This window comes from Curtobacterium sp. NPDC088465 (assembly GCF_044753165.1).
Taxonomy (GTDB): domain Bacteria; phylum Actinomycetota; class Actinomycetes; order Actinomycetales; family Microbacteriaceae; genus Curtobacterium.
On record NZ_JBIVMR010000002.1, the window covers coordinates 837779 to 856317 of the forward strand.

Here is an 18539-nt window from a genome sequence, read left to right on the forward strand (position 1 = left end):
GTAACGTGGCTCACCGTGCATGTACTCAGCGTGAGCTCCCTCAAGGGTGGTGTCGGCAAGACGACGGTGACGCTCGGCCTGACATCGGCCGCGTTCGCCAAGGGACTGCGCACGCTGGTGGTGGACCTCGACCCGCAGTCCGACGTCTCGACCGGCCTCGACATCGACATCTCCGGCCACCTCAACGTCGCCGACGTCCTCGAGAACCCGAAGGAGAAGATCGTCCGCCAGGCGATCGCCCCGTCCGGGTGGACGAAGGGCTCGCAGGGCAAGGTCGACGTGCTCGTCGGGTCGCCGTCCGCCATCAACTTCGACGGTCCCCACCCCTCCATCCGGGACATCTGGAAGCTGGAGGAGGCACTGGCGAACGTCGAGCAGGACTACGAGCTGGTCCTCATCGACTGCGCCCCGTCGCTCAACGCTCTGACCCGCACCGCCTGGGCTGCCTCGGACCGCGTGACCGTGGTCACCGAGCCGGGCCTGTTCTCCGTCGCCGCCGCGGACCGCGCGCTCCGTGCGATCGAGGAGATCCGCCGTGGGCTCTCCCCCCGCCTGCAGCCGCTCGGCATCATCGTGAACCGGGCGCGCGTGCAGTCGCTCGAGCACCAGTTCCGCATCAAGGAACTCCGGGACATGTTCGGCCCGCTCGTGCTCTCGCCGCAGCTGCCGGAGCGCACGTCGCTGCAGCAGGCGCAGGGCGCGGCGAAGCCCCTGCACGTGTGGCCCGGCGAGTCGGCGCAGGAGATGGCGAAGAACTTCGACCAGCTGCTCGAGCGCATCATGCGCACGGGCAAGATCGGTCCGTACGCCGAGGGCGGCGCCGCCTAGGCGCTGCCGCCTCTCCGGGCCGGCTTCCTCCCCCGGACCGGCTGCTCCCCGGCCGGCTCCTCGCTGGGCCGGCCGTCGAGCGTGCAACATCTGTCACGGTCGAGGTCCCGGACCGGCTTCGCGCTGGGCCGGCCGTCGAGCGCGCACCATCTGTCACGGTCGAGGTCCCCGGACGACGGATCCCGCCCGCGCCGTGACGACCCGGCGGCATGTCGTGCTCGCTCGGATCGGCGCGCACTGAAGCCGCTGCGTACGAGGCGAGCCCTCGACCGTTCGGGCCCGTCATCCGCTGAACGGCCGAGATGTCGCACGCTCGACTCGATGCAGTCGTCGACGGTCCTGGTCGCACGACGTGCCGTCCGCACGGGAGCTGAGCGGCAAGTCGTGCGACCGAGACGGACACTCGCGGCAGTTCGCGCGACCGGAACCATCCGCGCGGGAAGTCGGGGCCCGCGGTCGGGGCTCGCGTCCCGGGGGTCGGGGCTCGGGGTCGGGGCTCGCGTCCAGGGGGTCGGGGCCCGGGGCTCAGCAGCCGAAGGTCAGTGGTCGAACGCCGAGTGAGCAGGACACGCAGGTCGTCGGCCGCCGGGCGGGCTCTGCCGGGTGCCGAGTGGGCACGACACGCAGCTGGTGGGACGCCGAGTGGGTCGGGGACGTCGTCGGACGGCGCGAGCGTGACAGATCTGGCCCGGTCGAGGGCACCGGACGACGCACCGACGACTGTCCGGCGGAGCCGGACGAGCGGGAGGGCGAGGAGCGACTAGGACGCGCGGTTCGCCCGGCGGGCGGCGAGCTCGTCGGCGGGGTCCGCAGCGGGGGTGGCGTCGAGCTCGACCAGGGAGCTCTCGACCTCGCGCAGGACCTTGCCGACCGCGATGCCGAACACGCCCTGGCCGCGGGACACCAGGTCGATGACCTCGTCGTCCGAGGTGCACAGGTAGACCGACGCCCCGTCGGACATCAGCGTCGTCTGGGCGAGGTCGGACACGCCGGACTCGCGGAGCTGGTTCACGGCGGTGCGGATCTGCTGCAGCGAGATCCCGGTGTCGAGGAGTCGCTTGACGAGCTTGAGCACGAGGATGTCCCGGAAGCCGTAGAGCCGCTGCGACCCCGACCCGGCAGCGCCGCGGATGGTCGGCTGCACGAGCTCGGTGCGGGCCCAGTAGTCGAGCTGTCGGTACGAGATGCCGGCCGCGCGTGCGGCGACGGTGCCGCGGTAGCCGTTCTGCTCGTCGTGCTCGGGGAGGCCGTCGGTGAAGAGCAGGCCGAGGTCGTACCGAGTCATCTCGGACTCGGTACCGGGGGTGTCAGTCCCACTCATGTGCATGCCTTCCACGACGTTCGAGCTCCCACCAGAAGGTTCAACGACGGGTTGAGAGTTGTTCCGAGGTCCACGGTAGCGACTCGGACACGGTCTGCCCGGCACATCCGCACCGGCGCGTCCGGCGTGTCGAGGATACGCCCCGACCACCGACGGTCGACAGGGCGCAGCCCCGGTCCGGACACCGACCGGTCGCCGGTCATGCGTCGAGTCGGCCGATCGCCGTGCGGATCAGGTTCGACCGGACGACCTCGAGCTGCCCGGCGATCTCGCGCGCGAGCTCCGTCGCCTTGGCCCGCGAGGTGGCGTCACCCCGACGGGACACCGGCATGAGGGCCGACTCGATCAGGCCGACCTCGCGCTCGACGACACCGCGCATGGTGCGCAGGTGCCGCGGCTCGATGCCGGTGCGCTGCAGTTCGACGAGGGCCTTGAGCACCGCCACGGCGTCGTCGCCGTAGGTGTCGGCCGCGGGCAGCAGCGACGCCGAGACCGCGTCGGTCAGCAGCATCGGCGAGGCACCTGCAGCGCGGACGGTCTCGTCCCGCGTGTACCGACGCTCGCGGCCGAGGATCGACGGTCTCGGGGCGTCACCGCCGCCGGGCAGGACGGGCTCGCGCCCCGCGTCGAGATCGGCGAGGTAGTCCTTGATGACCTTGAGCGGCAGGTAGTGGTCACGCTGCAGACCGAGCACGATCCGGAGCCGCTCGACGTCGGCCGCCGAGAACTTCCGGTACCCGCTGGCGGTGCGGATCGGCGTGACGAGCTCGCGTTCCTCGAGGAAGCGGAGCTTCGAGCTCGACAGGTCGGGGAAGTCGGGCTTCAACCGGGCGATGACCTGCCCGATGGTGAGCAGGTCCGGTACCGCAGCACCGGCCCGGGCTGCGGCGGACCGCGCAGCCACTACGCGGTCGCCAGGCGCGCCAGGTCGACCCGGGATGCGTAGAACGTCAGGCGGAACTTGCCGACCTGCACCTCGGCACCGTCGGTCAGGAGTGCCTCGTCGATGCGCACGCCGTCGAAGTAGGTGCCGTTCAGCGACCCGTTGTCCTTGACGCTGAAGGCCGTGCCGTGGCGCAGGAACTGCGCGTGCTTCCGCGACACCGTCACGTCGTCGAGGAAGATGTCGGCAGCGGGGTGCCGACCGGCCGTCGTGACGTCGGAGTCGAGGAGGAACCGCGCGCCGACGTTCGGACCACGCCGGACCACCAGCAACGCCGAACCCGAGGGCAGGGCGTTGATCGCCTCGCGCTCCTCGGTCGAGACACCGGACTCGGCTGTCAGGGCCGCTCCCATGTCCATGCTGAAGGTCAGGGTCGTGTCGACCAGCCGCTGTTCCGGAGTCTTCTGACCACCCGGCTGCGGGACCACTGGCTCTGGCATCGTGGACCTCCTCCTCTTGGCGCACCAGCGTATCGGAAACGGGTGACCTCGCGGGAGCCCCGAACGGGGCTGGGGAGAACTCAGGAGCACGCGCACAGCGAACGCACCGCCGTGACCCAGCCGACGAACGGGAGGCACGGGGCGGACCCGCACCGTGCCTCCAGGCCGGACCGGATCACGGGGTGCGTCGTCACGGTGCCGGCGTCGCCGTCGCGGTGGCGGTCGGTGCCGGCTCGCCCGAGGCGAGCCCGTCGAGGATCCGACGTACCTCGGCATCCTTCAGACGGACCCAGGGCGACCCGTCCGGGTCGCTCGTGGACGCCTCGGGGCTGTCGCCGGTGTTCCACCACTTCGACTGGTACGGGATGCCGTGGAACAGGACGCGGGCGCCCGTGTCGTACTGCTTCGTCCCCGACCACGCGGCGTAGGTCCCGTCGGGCAGGGTCAGCGGTTCCACGGGCTTCTCCCCCGGCAGGACCGGGCCGATGATCTGCCACGGCGTCTCGTACGCGCTGAGCACCGGATCGTCCGGCAGGTCGCCCGACGTCCACCACTTCGCCTCGTAGACGTTGCGGTGCCACACCACCTTCGTGCCCTCGAGGTAGGACGCGTCCTGGTCCCAGACCGGGTAGGGACTGGTCTTCGGGTCGTCGGTGGGCTGCTCGGTGGCGGAGGGCTCGGCCTCCGTGACGTCGGAGGCCGCCGCGACGATCCCGCCGCCGAACCCCTTGCCGAGCACGTCGGCGAAGAGCAGTCCGTCCTGGTCGACGCCGGAGCACGAGTTCGAGACGGTCGACAGGTTCACGTAGTTCGACCCACACGTGGTGTCACGGTTGAGCGACCACATCGACATGCGCCCCAGCCCGCGGTCGCGCGCCCAGGCGTTGAGCTTCCGGGCATCGCTGAGCGAGAACACCTCGTCACGGACGTCGTTCTGCCCGATCATGGGCGTCGCCCCGACCTTGTGCCAGAGGGTGCCGTCACCGAGGGGCGTGCCCGCGCGCTGGTACAGGACACCGAGCTGTCGCTGGACCTCCTGCAGCGCCTGCACCGATGCCGAGTACATGCTCTGGCTCGACCCCTTGGCCTCGCCGTAGTCCATCGTCATCGCGTTCACCCCGGCGAGGTCCACGCCGGCGGCGAGGAACTGCGCGACCGCGGTGGTCCCGTCGGACGTCAGCCCCGAGGGCGCGGCCGGCAGGGTGAGCCACACCGCGAGCGGGTGACCGGCGGCCCGACGCTCGTCCTGGAGCGCCGCCACCGCCTTGGCACGCCGTTCCCCCGCAGCGCGGTTCGTGAGGTCGTCGCCCTCGACGTCGAAGTCGACGGTCGACAGGTCGTAACGCTGCACGACCTGCCGGTAGGCACCCAGCAGGGCGGACGCCTTCGTGCAGGTGGTGGCGAGCTCGTCGTTCGCCAGGCCGCCGAACGACACCCCGACCTCGCCGTGCTGCTGCTGCAGACGGGCGACACGGCGGTCGAGGTCGAGCTGGTCCGCCGCACCCTGCAGCGAGTAGTACGAGCCCCAGGTCGGCGAGCAGGCGTCGTCGTGGTCGGCGACGACGAAGGACAGCACGACGTTGCGTCCCTTGGCCGACTTGACGTCCTCGAACGCGAAGACCGGGGTCGCGGTGACGTCGGTGTAGGCGGCGAACCACGCTGGTTGCCGTTCGGTCGCCTGCGCCGAGTGCCAGCGGTCGAAGCCGGCGTACCCGGCGACGGCGACGGCGGCGGCGACCACGACCGCGATGGTGACCCGGACCGGGGAGAGTCGTCTCGTCGTCGACATCAGGCTGCGCTCCGTTCCTGGCGCGGGCCGGTCGCGTCGGCCTGGGCGGACGCGGTGGCACGTGCGCCCGCCGCTCCGACGACGTCGGCGTCGTGCCGGACGGGCAGGTTGCCGCCGCCGTGTCCGAAGTACAGGACCGCGTGCCAGTCCTCGAGGACGGGCTCCGGGACCGGGCGGACACCGCCGCGACGACGTCCGCGCCGACGGTCGGCACGCGCGGCCGCACGAGCGGCACGACGAGCGGCACGACGTGCTGCGCGCGCCGAGGGGTCGTAGTACATCCAGCGCGTGGCCCACAGCCAGACGTCGACCACGGAGTTCCACACGCCGATGTAGGCGACGATCGCGTAGGTGGCGAGGAGCGCATTGAAGGCGGCGAAGACCGCGTTCCCCCAGTTCTGCGCGCCGTAGTCGCGGACGAAGGTGAAGACCGAGAAGGCGACGATCGCGTAGGGCGCGAGGACGTAGAGCGCCGGCGAGGCCGTGCGGTCCCGCACCTTGGGCGTCCGCGCGAACGGGATCTTCTTCGCCGTGAGGGCCTGCTGGATGCTCTTGAGCACGCCCGCGACGTTCACCGGCGTGAGGATGAGGTTGAAGCCGTAGATGCGGAAGACGTCCGTGCGCTTGTAGCCGCAGTACCGCAGGTCGCTCGACAGCAGCCAGAAGTAGGGCAGCGCCGCGAGCAGCACCATCGGGCTGAGCAGCCGCGAGTCGTACGGGTACGCGAGCAGGAAGACGAGCCCGAACGACGCCCAGGTGATCGACGCCATGTAGTTGACGCGCAGCGCCATCTCGACGAGACCGACCCGCTCGCCTCGTGCCCGGCGCTCACGGACCTGGCGGACGTACTTCGGCAGGATGAGGAGGCCGCCGTTCGCCCAGCGGCGGCGCTGGACGACGAGCGACCCGAAGTCCGGCGGCGTGGCACTGTACGAGAGCCGCTCCGGGTAGTTGACGAGCGTCCAGCCGTGCATGCCGAGGTCGACGCTCGACTCGGTGTCCTCGATCACGGTGCGGTCCTGGACGTAGCGCTTCACCTCGAAGCCGCCGACGGTCTCGACCTCCTCGATGTCACGGAGCGCCTGGGTGCGGATGACGGCGTTCGCCCCGACCCAGAACGTCGCGTCGTACCGGGACATCCCCTGGTGGAGGATGTGCTGGATGTCGGTGGTGGCCCCCGCGAGCCGCTCGATGCGCGTGGCGGCACCGCGGAAGGACGAGTACGGGGTCTGCGTCACGGCGACCCGGGCGTTCTCCGGCTGCTCGAGGAAGTAGACCAGGCGCAGGCAGTAGTCGCGGAGCAGGACGGAGTCGGCGTCGAGCGTCAGGAGGTAGTCCGACGCCGGGACCACGAGGTCGGCCGCGTCGGCGTCGTCCACGGTGCGCAGGACGGTCCCGGACGCGGTCTCGTCGAACGCGTACGCCCCGCCCATCAGGCCGATGTAGGCGTTGAGGTTCATCGCCTTGTTGGCCTCGTCGGAGAGGTTCACGTACCGCTTCCGCTCGAACGTGGTCAGCTCCGCGGTGAAGGTCCAGGCGAGACGGCGATGCAGCTCGAGCGCCCGCGCCGAGGTCACCTCGCTGAAGTCCTGACCGAGGGCGACGGCGTCGGCGATGGCCGCTTCGAGGGCCTCGGCGGTCAGCCGGAACTCGTCGGCGAGCCCGACGAGCACCTGGTCGTGGAAGAACCGGTCGACGTGGTCGGCGACCTCGTGTTCCCGGGCGTTCCGGCGGAGCCACGCGTCGGCCCAGCGGTGGTGCTCGACGAGGGTCCGGAGCGCGTGCGTGCTGGCGAACGGTGCAGCGTCCGCCTCGACCTCGGCCGAGAAGAGCGCTTCCTGGAACCGGCGCGAGGGGACCTCGAGCTGCGCCTGGATGCGGTCCGCGACCGCGCGCGTGCGCTCCAGCTTGTCGAGCGTCGCCGGGTCGGTCGGGAACGGTGCGTCGTCGACGAGCAGGACGACGCGCAGGGACGGGTACTCCTGGAGCGCTGCCGACCAGAGCGTGGTCGCGACGACGTCCGGCTCCTCGGCGTAGCTCGGGACGAGGACGGTCATCGGCGCCTCGTGGCCGGAGGCGAAGTGTCGGTCGAGCTCGGCGCGCGGGACCCGCACGTGGCTCGCGAACCGCTCCATCGCACCCTGGCGGGCCACCAGGTGCATGAGCGCGGAGAAGGTCAGGAAGGTGACGACGACGAGGTACGAGATCGCCTCGGTGGTGAAGCGGAAGCTCTCGGTGCCGTAGTCGAGGAACTGGCGGATCACGGTGTAGACGACGTACGCCAGCCAGAAGGCGACGGTCAGGATGATCGCCACGCGACCGGAGACGAGCTTCCGGTCGGAGGGGCGTGCGTGCAGGGTGTCGAGCGGACGGGTCCGGCGCTCGGCACCCCACTGACGACGGCGCGTCGGTGCGCCGGCAGACGGATCGGGCATGGCAGTCCTTCGTTCCTTCCGGACCAGCGCTCCGTCGGGTCGGGCGCTGTCGGGGGTCCGGTCGGTCGGGACGACGGTACGAGAGATCCCGCAGGCCGCCGACACCCGAACGGGGGGTCCGGGCGGTTGTGTGCGGCATCACGCAGCGCAGTGCGGCATCGCGGGACCGCGCGCGGTTTCCCGCACGAGGGGGGGCACGCCCAGCTGCTTCGGCCGGCACCGCCCCGCGTCACCAGCGCCACCAGCGCCCCGGGTCACCAGCGCAACCAGCGCCACCAGGGCCGCCAGGGCCGCCAGGGCCGCCAGCGCGACCATGTGACGGACGGGAGGCGCGATGCCGGCCCGCACCGCGCCTCCCGTCCGCCCGTGCATGCGTCGATCCCCGACACCCGTTCCGTGCGCCCGTTCCTTCCCAGAACGGGTGGGATGCCTTGCGAGAACGGGCGTACCTGGTGGACCAGGACGATCAGGTACGCCCGGATCGACCAGGTACGCCCGAACCAACCAGGTACGCCCGGAACGACCAGGTACGCCTCGCAGGGCCGGTACGCCCGGATCGACCAGGTACGCCCGAACCGACCAGGTACGCCCGGAACGACCAAGTACGCCTCGCAGGGCCGGGTACGCCCGGAACGACCAGGCACGCCCGGCAGGGCCAGGTACGCCCGGCGGGGCCGGGTACCGCGCCTACCGCCCGCGTGCGAGGAGCCAGAGCAGGTACGGCGCCCCGACCACGCCCGTGACCACACCGACCGGCAGGGCGTTGCCGGGGATCGCGAACTGCGCCAGCAGATCGCTCGCGAGCGTGACGACCGCGCCGACGGCCGCGACGACGCCGAGCGCGACCCGCCCGTTGCCGACGAGACGGCGTCCGATCGGTGCCGCCATCAGCGCGACGAAGGCGACCGGGCCCGCCGTCGCGACCGCTCCCGCGGTGAGGCCGACGGCGGTGAGGAGCAGGAGCGACTTCGCGCGGTCGGGCCGGAGTCCGAGGGCGGCGGCCACCTCGTCCCCGAGCGCGAGGACCGTCAGCCGACGGGACTGCGCGAGCGCGGCGGCCAGGAGCAGGACGACGGCGACCGCGAGGATGCCGACGAGGGTGCGGTCCACCGCGTTCAGGCTGCCCGAGAGCCAGAGGAGCGCGGTGCCCGCCTGCTGGACGGTGCCCGCGGTCAGCATCCAGCCGGTGATGCTGAGGCAGATCGCCGCCACCCCGATGCCGACCAGGACGACGCGGTTGCCGGTGATCCCCCGACGCCAGGAGAGCGCGGCGATGACGACCGACACGAGCAGGGCGCCGACGACGACGGACCCGAAGAGCACACCGCCGCTCGCCCCGAAGAGCACGATCGCGGTCAGCCCCGAGGCACTCGCGCCCGAGGTGATGCCGATGACGTCGGGGCTCGCGATCGGGTTGCGGACGACGCTCTGCACGATGCCGCCGGCGGCGCCCAGCGCGGCACCGACCAGCACGGCACCGGCGACCCGGGGGCCGCGGAGCTGCCCGACGACGAAGTCCGAGACGGTGTCACCGTGTCCGACCAGGGCGCCGGCGACCTGCAGCGGCGAGAGCGGGATCTCCCCCACCCCGAGCCCGACGAGCACGAGGGCGACCAGGAGCACGAGCACCGCGCCGAGGACGGCGAGCTCGCGACGGACCGCGGTCACAGGCCGGTCACCACCCGCGACCGGACGAGCCAGATGAACACCGGGGCACCGATGAGCGCGGTCACGATGCCGACCTGCAGCTCCCCCGGGTACGCGACGACCCGCCCGATCACGTCGGCGACGAGCAGGAGGGCGGGTGCGACGAGGGCGGACAGGAGGATCGTCCAGCGTTGGTCGGGCCCGCTCAGCCGGCGGACGGCGTGCGGGACGGCGAGGCCGACGAACGCGATCGGTCCGGCGGCTGCCACCGCGGACCCCGCGAGCAGGACCGTCACGGCACCGCCGACGATGCGGACGAGCACGACCCGCTGGCCGAGCGACGCGGCGAGCTCGTCCCCGAGCGCGAGGGTGTTCAGGGAGCGCCCCAGGCCGGCGGCCACGACGAGTCCGACGAGCACGGGGACGGCCACGACGCCGGCGGTGCCGAGGTCCTTGCCGGCGAGCGCCCCGACCTGCCAGAAGCGCAGCTGGTCGAGCAGGCTCTGGCTCGACACGAGGACCGCCGTGGTGACCGACGACAGGGCGGCGGCGACGACCGCTCCGGCGAGCGCGAGGCCCACCGGCGACAGGCCCCGCCGGGCGACGGCCGCGATGCCGTAGACGAGCAGCGCCGCGAGCCCGGCCCCGACGAAGGCGAAGGGCAGGTACGCGGCGGTCCCGCTGATGCCGAACACCGCGATCCCGACGACCACGGCGAGGGCTGCTCCGGCGTTGATGCCGAGGATGCTCGGGTCGGCCAGCGGGTTCCGGGTCACGCCCTGCATCACGGCACCGGCCACCCCGAGCGCGGCGCCGGCGAGCAGCCCCACGACGGTACGCGGGACGCGGTTGCCGAGCACGATGAGTCCCACCTCGTCGTCCCGGTGCGGGTGCAGGACGACGTCGAGGACGGTGCCGAGCGGGATCGGGCGCGAGCCGAACGCCACGGAGAGCGCGACGGCCACCACGAGGACGGCGACGGCGAGCAGCGCTGCCCCGACGAGACGGGACCGCGAGGCGGGTGCCGGGCGGGGCCGGACTGCAGGGGTGACGGGTGAGGACGCGCGCATGGGAAGTGCGGCAAGCCTAATCCCGCCCCTCGTTCGGCGGCCCCCGAGGAAGCCCGGAGCCGGCACAGGGTCCGTTCATAGGGTCGTCATGGGTTCGGCTCCTGTACTGGTCTCCGTCGACGCCCGACCGGGTCGTCGAGGAACGAACCGCCACCCCCCGGGTGGTCGAGGGACGACCGGAGAGCACCCATGAACGAGAACCCCGCCGACGACCAGCGCGCGACCGACCGTCCCGGCTGGGAGGCCCCGCACGCCGACCGCGACGCCCTCCGCCCGGCGTACGCCTTCGACGGCAGCGGCCCGTGGCTGTACGGCACCGACGGCTCGGGGCCGTACGCCTACACCCCGGACGGTCGCGGCCCGTACCTGCTCGGCAGCGCGGCCCTCGGCGGTCCCACGGACCCGCGTCCCGGTGCCGCGAGCACGAGCACGGCGGCAGCAGGCGCGACGGCCGGCAGCACCCCCTGGGGCTGGACCTCGGGCGCGGCGGCAGCGAACCACCCCGGCGCGAAGCGCCCCCGGCGGCTCGGACTCGTCATCGGCTCGGGCGTCGCGGCGCTGGCGATCATCGGCGCGGCCGGCGGGACGGCGCTCGGCCTGTCCTCGCAGGGCACCACGACCACGTCGAGCCAGTCGCAGGGCACCACGACGCTGCCCGGCGGTGGCTCCGGCACGAGCGGTGGGACGAACGGTTTCACCGTGCCCGGGTACGGGAACGGCTCGGGCAGCGACGGCAGCAGCGGCAGCGGCAGCGGCAGCGGCAGCGGTACCGGCACGGGCACGGGCACGCAGACCGCCGCGACCCCGGCGACCGCGGCCCAGACGAAGGGCGTCGTGACGATCGACACCGTGATGAACTACGACACCTCGTCGCAGGCCGCGGGCACCGGCATGGTCCTCACCGCGGACGGCTTCGTCCTGACGAACAACCACGTGGTGCAGGGCGCCACGAGCATCGCGGTCACCGACGAGACGACCGGCAAGCAGTACCGGGCCGAGGTCGTCGGCACCGATGCCACGCACGACGTGGCCGTGCTCAAGCTGCAGGACGCGTCCGGCCTGTCCACGGTGACGCTCGACGACGACGGCGAACCGTCGACGGGTGACGCGGTGACCGACGTCGGCAACGCGGAGGGCACGGGCAACCTCGTCGCCGCCGCGGGCACGGTCACCGCCCTCGACCAGGACATCCAGGTGCAGAGCGAGTCCGGCACGGGCACGGAGTCGTTGCAGGGCCTGATCGAGGTCGCCGCGCAGATCGTCCCGGGCGACTCCGGCGGTCCGGTCCTGGACAGCGAGGGCGAGGTGGTCGGCATGGCCACCGCGGCGTCGTCGGGCTCCGCCGAGGTCACCGGGTACGCGATCCCGATCACGACCGCGAAGGCCATCGCGGACAAGATCCTCGCCGGGGAGTCCTCGGACACCGTCACGATCGGCCTGCCGGCGTTCCTCGGCGTCGAGGTCGGCTCGACCGCGACGACGCAGACCACCGCGGGTGTGCCGGTCGCCGGGACCGTCGACGGTTCGGGCGCCGCAGCAGCGGGACTGGTCGCCGGCGACACCATCACGAGCCTCGACGGCACGGCGGTCACGAGCAACGACGCACTGACGTCCGCGATCCGCTCGCACGCCGTCGGTGACCGGGTGCAGGTCGGCTACACCGATGCCTCGGGCACGGCGCACACCGTGACGGTGACCCTGACCGCAGGCCCCGCCGCCTAGCGAGGGCGCCGCGCGAGCGCCAGCGGCAGCAGCGGCAGCAGCAGCGGCAGCGGCAGCGGCAGCGGCAGCGGCAGCGGCCTCAGCCGAGCAGCGCGCGCACCACGGACCGGTACACGTTCGCCGGGGAGTCGGACCGGAAGGCCGTCTCCCCGGCCTCCGTGCGTCCGACCCGGGCGAACCCGATGCCCTCGGCGTGCACGACGACGACGGGGGCCGGTCGACCCGGGCGACGGATCGACGAGACCGTCCACGGCGCGGCCCAGAAGCGCGCGAGCCGCGGGTCGGCCTCGGCGACGGCCACCGGCAGGTCCGGCGCGGTGTCGGCCGCACCCGTCCTGCGGGCCAGCAGGTCCGCGTGGAGCGACCCCGTGCGGAAGGGGAAGGTCCACGACGGGCGGATGCCGAGCCTCCCGGCCGCCAGCGCGACCACGCGCTCGACCGGCAGCCGGGCCACGGTGCCGCCCGTCTCGTCCGTCCCGTCCACGACGGTCTCCGACCAGGCCTGGAGGCGCGTGGTCCGCCCGTCGGGCAGGCGCTGTTCGAGGGTGACCGGCCGGGTGTCGTCGGCCCACGGCGCGAGGAGCTCCTGGGTGGTCTCGGGGAGCGTCCCGAGGCGGCCGACGAGCCCCGTCTGCACGAGCTCGCGACCGGCGGGCGAGCGCAGGAGCATCGGGTCCCACCGGCGTCCTGCCAGGCTGCGCAGGGTCGTGAGCGCGTCGGGACCGAGGTGCGTCCCGTCGAGCTGCGGGACCGGCGCCGCGACCGGCAGGGCCTCGAGCTCGCGCTGCGGGCGGGACGGTGCCGGCTCGGTGGCACGGACCGACTCGAGCACGGTCGAGACCAGGTCGTCGGTCGCGAGCATCCGGGTGAGCGGTCGCTCGACGGTCAGGTCGACCCGGTGCCGGCCGGTCACGAAGAGCAGGTGGGCGCCCGCGACGTCGCCGTCCTCGTCGGGGCGCACGTACTCGACCAGGCGTGCCGGGGCGCCCGCGGTCGTCCACGGGTCGCAGCCGATGAGCCGCAGGCCCTCGACCGACCCGGGCAGGCGTTCGAGCAGGCTGGTGTGCTCCTCGGCGACGGTGCGCTCCGAGGGGCGGGACCGGACGGTCAGGACGACGTCGTCACCGGTCAGCCGGAGGTCGGCCTGCGGGGAGTCCTCGCGGTGCCAGCGGTCGGGGCGGCGGAGCGTCAGGCGGGAGGTTCGGTCCTCGGTACCGAGCGGGACGGGGACGGCCATGGGTCGAGGCTACGTGGCGACGGCTGCGGGGACGGCGACGGCTCGCCGGTGCGCCGCGCGGGCGGAGCCTGCTCGCCGTCGGGCGAGGTGGGTGGAGCTGCGTCGCGGGCTGCGTCGCGTGCTGCGCTGCCGGCCGCGTCGCGGGCTGCGTCGCGGGCTGCGTTGCCGGGCTGCGTCGCGCGGCTGCGTCCCCTGGCCCTTCAGGGGCGGCGCGTCCGCGGTGTCGGCGGCGGGGGCACGTGCTTCGCCGCGACCACGTCGGCGAGCGGGACGTCGACGTGCCCCCGTCGCGTCTCGATCGTGACCGTGTCGACGGTCCGTGCGGACAGGGTGCCGAGGGCGTCGCGAGCGCCGTCCCCGACCCGTGCCCGCACGACGAGCCGGTCGCCGGGGGACGCCGCACGCAGGACGCCGAGCGCCAGCGCCCGGGCGAGGGCATCCTGCTCGCTCGGAGCCCGGCCGTCCGGGTCCTGCTGCCGCGGTTCCTGCACCCGTCGAGCGTACGGCCCGGTCGCACGGCTCGGGTGTCGGCCCGCTCGGCTCCCCGGCGCGGGCTGCTCGCAGGGCTGCGCCGCCTAGGGTGGTGGGATGGAGAAGGCGCGCGTCGACAGCTGGATCTGGGCGGTGCGGATCACGAAGACCCGGTCCGCCGCGACCAGTGCGTGCAAGGCCGGCCACGTCCGGGTGAACGGGGAACGTGCGAAGCCGGCGCAGCCGATCGCCCCCGGGGACGAGGTGCGGGTCCGTCAGCACGGGTTCGACCGCATCGTCGTCGTGACGGGCATCATCCTCAAGCGGACGAGCGCGACCGAGGCGGCGAAGCACTTCGAGGACCGGACCCCGCCCCGGCTCCCCCGCGAGGAGGCCGGGTTCGTCCCGACCCGGGACCGAGGCGCCGGTCGTCCGAGCAAGCGGGAGCGCCGCGACCTCGAGAAGCTCCGCGGCCACTGACGCGACCGGGCGTCGCGCCGCCGTCAGACGAAGCGGACGGTCTGCTGCAGGCGGTCGCGGACGTCGAACACGTCGACCGAGCCCTCCGGGGAGAACACCCCGTTCAGGACCTGACCGAGCGCACTGCGACGGACCACGAGCGCGGTGGGCTTGCGCGCCGACCCGACGACCTGGACGTCCTCGTCGACGGCGGAGTCCGGCACGACCATCAGCCGTCCGGTGAACTTCACGCGGGTCTGCTTCTGTACCGCTCGGGCCGCCCGCACGAGCTCCTTGACCGGACGCTCGCCCGGCGCCAGGGTCTCGCCGGCGATGTCACCGTGCTCGATGCGCACGGGAGCGCCCCAGTCGATCGACTCGACGGCCCAGAGTCCGCTCGGGGTCAGCACGGCGTGGTCGAGCTTGCCCTCGGCACCGGCGTCGAGGTCGTGCCACACGGTCACGCCGATGCCCATCTCCGCGATGATCGACGCCGTCGCCTCCTCCGCGAGGGCCTCGGCGAGCAGTCGGCGGATGTGCCGCGGCGCGGAGCGGACCAGCGCCGGGTCGTACGGGTCCTCGACGGGGTCGCCGAGGCCGACCCACTCGCGTTCGGCCTGCAGGAAGACCTCGCGGGAACGACCACCCGGGTGCCCGTACGAGCGCGCCCGCGGCCGGGAGTCGCGCCGAGCCGTCGGGGGCGCGAACCCCTCGCCGTCGTGCGACCAGACCGAGGACCCGGACGGACCGGACGCTGCGCTGGGGGTCGACGTGCGGGAGCCAGCGTCGTACGCCCGGCGGGCAGCCGGGGTCCCGATGCGCTCCCACGCGATCTGCACCTGGCGGAAGCGCCGGGCGTCTCCACCGAGGTCGGGGTGGGTCTCGCGGGCGGCACGACGGTACGCACGGCGGAGCGCGTCGTCGTCGGCGGTCGCGGGGACGCCGAGGACCTCGTACGGGGTGGCGTCGGCCGGGCTGTCGGTCATGGCCCTGCGACACTACCCGCTGGAGCATCGGAGTCCGCCGCGTGCGGGCTGGGAGCTGCCGGGAGGCCCGGTGCACGTCCGACGCGCGCGTCGCGCCCCGAGACGCCGGCGTCTGCGCGGGACGCCGCGGTCCGACGCGCGTCCCACACCGGCGAGACGACGGCGTCGGTGCGAGACGCCGTCCGCCGGTCGAGACGCCGCGGGATCCGGCGGCGTCTCGACGGCTCCGCGGCGTCCGGCACCGACGCCGGCGTCTCGACGGCTCTGCGGCGTCCGGCACCGACGCCGGCGTCTCACGTGCACGGCGGTGTCCCGCACCGACGCCGGTGCCCCGCGCAGCTCGTCCGCGCGGACGTCAGTCGGCGGTGACGGCCGCGCGGATGAGGTCCGCGTGGGACTCGATCCACGCCACGTCGGCCCGGTACAGGTCGGCGTGCCCGTGCTCGAGGTCGCTGAGGAACTTCGGGTTCCCCGCGGCGGCCTCGGTCTCCATCGTCGTGACGAGGGCGACGAGCGAGGCCGTGATCGTCTCGACGAGCACCCCGCGGGAACGGTCGTCGAGCCCGTAGGCGCGGCAGAACTCCGCCGCGCGGTCGAGGCGCTCGTCGAGTCCCGGCGCCGAACTGCCCTCGACGAGACCGGTGGTGAACGGCGCGAAGCGGTAGACCGCGCTCGCGACGTCCCAGACGCGCGGCCCGGGGTGCGCGGTGTCGAAGTCGATGAGCCCGACCGCGGCGATGCCGTCGTACACGCAGTTGTACGGCGCGAAGTCACCGTGCACGATCGTCTCGACCGGCAGCCGTTCGGCCTGCGACCAGACGTCGACCGCGTCGTCCCGCGGGTAGGTCGCCGCGACGTCGTGGTACTGGCGCAGCAGTCGCGCGGACGTGACGAGGGCCGCCTCGCTCGCGATCTCGGTGCTCCAGGGGTAGTTGCCCGCCGTGCCCGGCACGAAGCTCACCGTCTCGAGGGCGTCCCCGACGGCGATCGGTTCGGGTGCCGCGACGAAGCCCTGCTCGTGCAGGTGCGCGAGCAGCCGGTGCACCGTCGGTGTCCAGGGCCCCGCAGGGCGGTGCACACGGTCGTCGGCTCTGGTGACACGCTCCATCGTGACCTCCTGATCGGTACGTCTCCGTTGACGTGAGGGTCAGCGTAGCGACGCCGGGTGGGCGATGTCTCGATCCGGTCACGACGGCCGCGTGACGATCTCGCTCCACCACGTGTGCAAGCTTGCATGCAAGGCGTAGGATCGGCTGCCGTGAGCGACACCAGCACCGAGGTCTCCGCCGCAGGGCGGGCGTACGAGCACGTCAAGCGGGCGATCATCCGCGGCGACCTGCCGGGCGGCACGGCGATCAGCGAGAACCTGCTGTGCCGGGAGATCGGCGTCTCGCGGACACCCGTGCACGAGGCGTTCCTGCGCCTGGCGGCCGAGGACCTCATCCTGCTCGGCGCCCGCCGGGGCGCCGTCGTGCGCCCGATGTCCCCGAACGAGGCGGCGGACGTGCTCGAGGTGCGTGAGGCGATCGAGTCGACCGCGGCGACCCGCGTCGTCACCGACGGCCGCGTGCCGGAACTGGCACCGCTCCTCCAGGCCGAGCTGGCGGAGCAGGAGGCGGCGGTGGCCGCCGGGGACGTCGACCGCTTCGTCGAGCGGGACGCGGCGTTCCACGGCGCCGTCGTCGCGGCGTCGCGCAACGCGATCGCCGTCCGCTTCGCCCGGACGCTCGGCGACCGGCAGCAGCGGCTGCGGCACCAGCTGATGCGCGTGCGACCGGAGCAGTTGCAGGCGTCGCTCGACGAGCATCGGGCGCTCGCCGCGGCCCTCGACGACGGGGACGCCGAGCGGTACGCGGCGGTCCTCCGAGCGCACGTCGCGTCCCACCGGGGCGCGCTGTGAGCGGCGCGACCGGGAGCATCCCGACCACCGGCTCCGTGCCGGTGCCGGTCAGCCGGGTGGCCCCGTGGGCGATGGTCTGGGGCGCGGTCTTCGTGTGCTCGTGGGGCGGAAACCAGTTCTCGCCGCTGCTGCTCATGTACGAGGAGCGGGCGCACTACTCGTCCGTGCTCGTCAACGTCTTCCTCGGGGTCTACGTCCTCGGGCTCGCACCCGCGCTGCTCGTCGCCGGGTCGCTCTCGGACCGGCACGGGCGGAAGCCGCTCATGCTCGTCGGCATCGCCGCGGCCGTCGTCGGCAGCGGACTCCTGGCACTCGGGCCGTTCGGACCCGGCTTCCTCGCGGCCGGCCGGCTGTTCTCCGGCATCACGGTCGGCATCGCGATGGCGGTCGGCAACAGCTGGGTGAAGGAGCTCTCGCAGGGCCGCCACGACCCCTCGGCCGATGCCGGCTCCGGGGCACGGCGCGCGTCGCTGGCCTTCACGCTTGGGTCCGGGATCGGTGCCCTCGTCGCCGGTGGGATCGCGCAGTGGGGGCCGGTGCCCGAGGTCCTGCCGTTCCTCGTGCACATCTGCGTCGCGGCACCGTTCGCCCTCGTCGTGTGGCGGGCGCCGGAGACCGCGGTGAACGGTGGCCTCGCCGGTCCGTGGTGGCGGCAGCTCGCGATCCCGAGTGCCGGGCACCGACGGTTCACGCGGGTGGTCGTCGTCGCGGCACCGTGGATCTTCGGGTCCGCTGCGATCGGCTACGGGTACCTGCCGACCCGGCTCGCGGGAGCGACCGGTCCGTGGGGCCTGGTGTTCGCGACCGCCGCGACCGTCGTCGCCCTCGGGGTCTCGAGCGCGGTGCAGCCGCTCGCCAAGCGCGTGCACTCGGTGTCCTCGGCGCGCGGGCTCGTCACCGCCGTCGCCGTGATGACCGTCGGGATCGGGGTCGTGCTCCTGGCGGTGGAGCTGCAGTCGGTGTGGGTCGGGCTCGCGGCGAACGTGGTGATCGGCGTCGGGATGGGGACCGCGCTCGTGTCCTCGTTGCTCGAGGTCCAGCGGATCGCCGGGTCGCGCGACCTCGCCGGCCTGACGGGAGCGTTCTACGCGGTGGCGTACAGCGGGTTCCTGGCGCCGGCGGTCATCGCGGCGATCGCGGGCGGTGCCGGGGTCCCGGTGTCGGTGATCCTGGCCGTCGTGGTCGGGCTCGGGGCGGTGTCGTGGGTGGCGCTGCTGGTGTCGTCGAAGCGGTACGTGCCGGAGGGCTGACGCCGCACCGGACCGACGCAGCAGTGTGCCGGCGCTGCACC

At 73.3% G+C, this 18539-nt stretch carries 16 protein-coding genes; 5 read left to right on the plus strand and 11 right to left on the minus strand.

Annotation, left to right across the window (positions count from 1 at the left end; translation table 11 throughout):
• Positions 1 to 15: 15 nt before the first annotated feature.
• Positions 16 to 828: a ParA family protein gene (locus tag ACIP6W_RS11255; protein WP_058729211.1), complete on the plus strand. Its 813-nt coding sequence runs from the start codon at positions 16 to 18 to the stop codon at positions 826 to 828.
• A 760-nt stretch (positions 829 to 1588) separates the two neighbouring features.
• Here the strand turns inward: ACIP6W_RS11255 and ACIP6W_RS11260 are convergent.
• From ACIP6W_RS11260 to ACIP6W_RS11290, 7 genes are all read right to left on the minus strand, one after another.
• Positions 1589 to 2149, minus strand: coding sequence for a MerR family transcriptional regulator (locus tag ACIP6W_RS11260; protein WP_066658032.1), 561 nt, complete (start codon positions 2147 to 2149; stop codon positions 1589 to 1591).
• Positions 2150 to 2348: 199 nt separating this feature from the next.
• Positions 2349 to 3053 carry a MerR family transcriptional regulator gene (locus tag ACIP6W_RS11265; RefSeq protein ID WP_066653699.1) on the minus strand — a complete coding sequence of 235 codons (705 nt, stop codon included), beginning with the start codon at positions 3051 to 3053 and terminating at the stop codon, positions 2349 to 2351.
• Entirely contained in the window at positions 3053 to 3532 is a 480-nt protein-coding gene (locus tag ACIP6W_RS11270; protein ID WP_066653698.1) for an FHA domain-containing protein, read from the minus strand. Before ACIP6W_RS11270 ends, ACIP6W_RS11265 begins: the two co-directional genes overlap by 1 nt.
• A 190-nt stretch (positions 3533 to 3722) precedes the next feature.
• The gene (locus ACIP6W_RS11275) at positions 3723 to 5321 is read right to left on the minus strand and encodes a chitinase (protein WP_400429479.1); all 1599 of its coding nucleotides are present in this window, start codon (positions 5319 to 5321) and stop codon (positions 3723 to 3725) included.
• Entirely contained in the window at positions 5321 to 7756 is a 2436-nt protein-coding gene (locus ACIP6W_RS11280; protein ID WP_400429482.1) for a glycosyltransferase family 2 protein, read from the minus strand. Before ACIP6W_RS11280 ends, ACIP6W_RS11275 begins: the two co-directional genes overlap by 1 nt.
• Positions 7757 to 8443: 687 nt before the next feature.
• Positions 8444 to 9424 (minus strand): iron chelate uptake ABC transporter family permease subunit, encoded by a 981-nt coding sequence (locus ACIP6W_RS11285; protein WP_326496221.1) that lies wholly within the window; start codon positions 9422 to 9424, stop codon positions 8444 to 8446.
• Positions 9421 to 10473 (minus strand): FecCD family ABC transporter permease, encoded by a 1053-nt coding sequence (locus ACIP6W_RS11290; protein ID WP_400429485.1) that lies wholly within the window; start codon positions 10471 to 10473, stop codon positions 9421 to 9423. The genes ACIP6W_RS11285 and ACIP6W_RS11290 overlap by 4 nt, the downstream gene beginning before the upstream one ends.
• 189 nt (positions 10474 to 10662) lie before the next feature.
• On the opposite strand from ACIP6W_RS11290, the gene ACIP6W_RS11295 reads away from it, so the two are divergent.
• Entirely contained in the window at positions 10663 to 12195 is a 1533-nt protein-coding gene (locus ACIP6W_RS11295) for a S1C family serine protease (protein ID WP_400429488.1), read from the plus strand.
• Between the two features lie 79 nt (positions 12196 to 12274).
• On the opposite strand, the gene ACIP6W_RS11300 is transcribed toward ACIP6W_RS11295, so the two are convergent.
• Both ACIP6W_RS11300 and ACIP6W_RS11305 read right to left on the minus strand, forming a co-directional pair.
• Positions 12275 to 13432 (minus strand): hypothetical protein, encoded by a 1158-nt coding sequence (locus ACIP6W_RS11300; protein WP_311205276.1) that lies wholly within the window; start codon positions 13430 to 13432, stop codon positions 12275 to 12277.
• Between the two features lie 200 nt (positions 13433 to 13632).
• The gene (locus tag ACIP6W_RS11305) at positions 13633 to 13923 is read right to left on the minus strand and encodes a hypothetical protein (protein WP_235426549.1); all 291 of its coding nucleotides are present in this window, start codon (positions 13921 to 13923) and stop codon (positions 13633 to 13635) included.
• 97 nt (positions 13924 to 14020) lie between these two features.
• Here ACIP6W_RS11305 and ACIP6W_RS11310 point away from each other — a divergent pair, with 97 nt between their 5' ends.
• Positions 14021 to 14383 (plus strand): RNA-binding S4 domain-containing protein, encoded by a 363-nt coding sequence (locus ACIP6W_RS11310; protein ID WP_066653687.1) that lies wholly within the window; start codon positions 14021 to 14023, stop codon positions 14381 to 14383.
• A gap of 23 nt (positions 14384 to 14406) precedes the next feature.
• On the opposite strand, the gene ACIP6W_RS11315 is transcribed toward ACIP6W_RS11310, so the two are convergent.
• Together ACIP6W_RS11315 and ACIP6W_RS11320 are read right to left on the minus strand one after the other, a co-directional pair.
• On the minus strand, positions 14407 to 15348 hold the full coding sequence (locus ACIP6W_RS11315) for a DnaJ domain-containing protein (RefSeq protein ID WP_209683119.1): 942 nt from the start codon (positions 15346 to 15348) through the stop codon (positions 14407 to 14409).
• 355 nt (positions 15349 to 15703) lie between these two features.
• Positions 15704 to 16456 carry a phosphotransferase enzyme family protein gene (locus ACIP6W_RS11320; protein ID WP_081984784.1) on the minus strand — a complete coding sequence of 251 codons (753 nt, stop codon included), beginning with the start codon at positions 16454 to 16456 and terminating at the stop codon, positions 15704 to 15706.
• 150 nt (positions 16457 to 16606) lie between these two features.
• On the opposite strand from ACIP6W_RS11320, the gene ACIP6W_RS11325 reads away from it, so the two are divergent.
• Positions 16607 to 17248, plus strand: a complete 642-nt coding sequence (locus ACIP6W_RS11325) for a GntR family transcriptional regulator (protein ID WP_400429493.1) — start codon at positions 16607 to 16609, stop codon at positions 17246 to 17248.
• Positions 17245 to 18498: an MFS transporter gene (locus ACIP6W_RS11330; protein WP_400429496.1), complete on the plus strand. Its 1254-nt coding sequence runs from the start codon at positions 17245 to 17247 to the stop codon at positions 18496 to 18498. Before ACIP6W_RS11325 ends, ACIP6W_RS11330 begins: the two co-directional genes overlap by 4 nt.
• Positions 18499 to 18539 lie beyond the last annotated feature (41 nt).

What these genes read in the sequence shown, in the direction of transcription:
- ACIP6W_RS11310 (WP_066653687.1), top strand. Translation starts at nt 14,021, where the DNA reads ATGGAGAAGGCGCGCGTCGACAGCTGGATCTGGGCGGTGCGGATCACG.
- ACIP6W_RS11280 (WP_400429482.1), bottom strand. Translation starts at nt 7,756, where the DNA reads ATGCCCGATCCGTCTGCCGGCGCACCGACGCGCCGTCGTCAGTGGGGT.
- ACIP6W_RS11275 (WP_400429479.1), bottom strand. Translation starts at nt 5,321, where the DNA reads ATGTCGACGACGAGACGACTCTCCCCGGTCCGGGTCACCATCGCGGTC.
- ACIP6W_RS11270 (WP_066653698.1), bottom strand. Translation starts at nt 3,532, where the DNA reads ATGCCAGAGCCAGTGGTCCCGCAGCCGGGTGGTCAGAAGACTCCGGAA.
- ACIP6W_RS11315 (WP_209683119.1), bottom strand. Translation starts at nt 15,348, where the DNA reads ATGACCGACAGCCCGGCCGACGCCACCCCGTACGAGGTCCTCGGCGTC.
- ACIP6W_RS11260 (WP_066658032.1), bottom strand. Translation starts at nt 2,149, where the DNA reads ATGAGTGGGACTGACACCCCCGGTACCGAGTCCGAGATGACTCGGTAC.
- ACIP6W_RS11290 (WP_400429485.1), bottom strand. Translation starts at nt 10,473, where the DNA reads ATGCGCGCGTCCTCACCCGTCACCCCTGCAGTCCGGCCCCGCCCGGCA.
- ACIP6W_RS11300 (WP_311205276.1), bottom strand. Translation starts at nt 13,432, where the DNA reads ATGGCCGTCCCCGTCCCGCTCGGTACCGAGGACCGAACCTCCCGCCTG.
- ACIP6W_RS11320 (WP_081984784.1), bottom strand. Translation starts at nt 16,456, where the DNA reads ATGGAGCGTGTCACCAGAGCCGACGACCGTGTGCACCGCCCTGCGGGG.
- ACIP6W_RS11295 (WP_400429488.1), top strand. Translation starts at nt 10,663, where the DNA reads ATGAACGAGAACCCCGCCGACGACCAGCGCGCGACCGACCGTCCCGGC.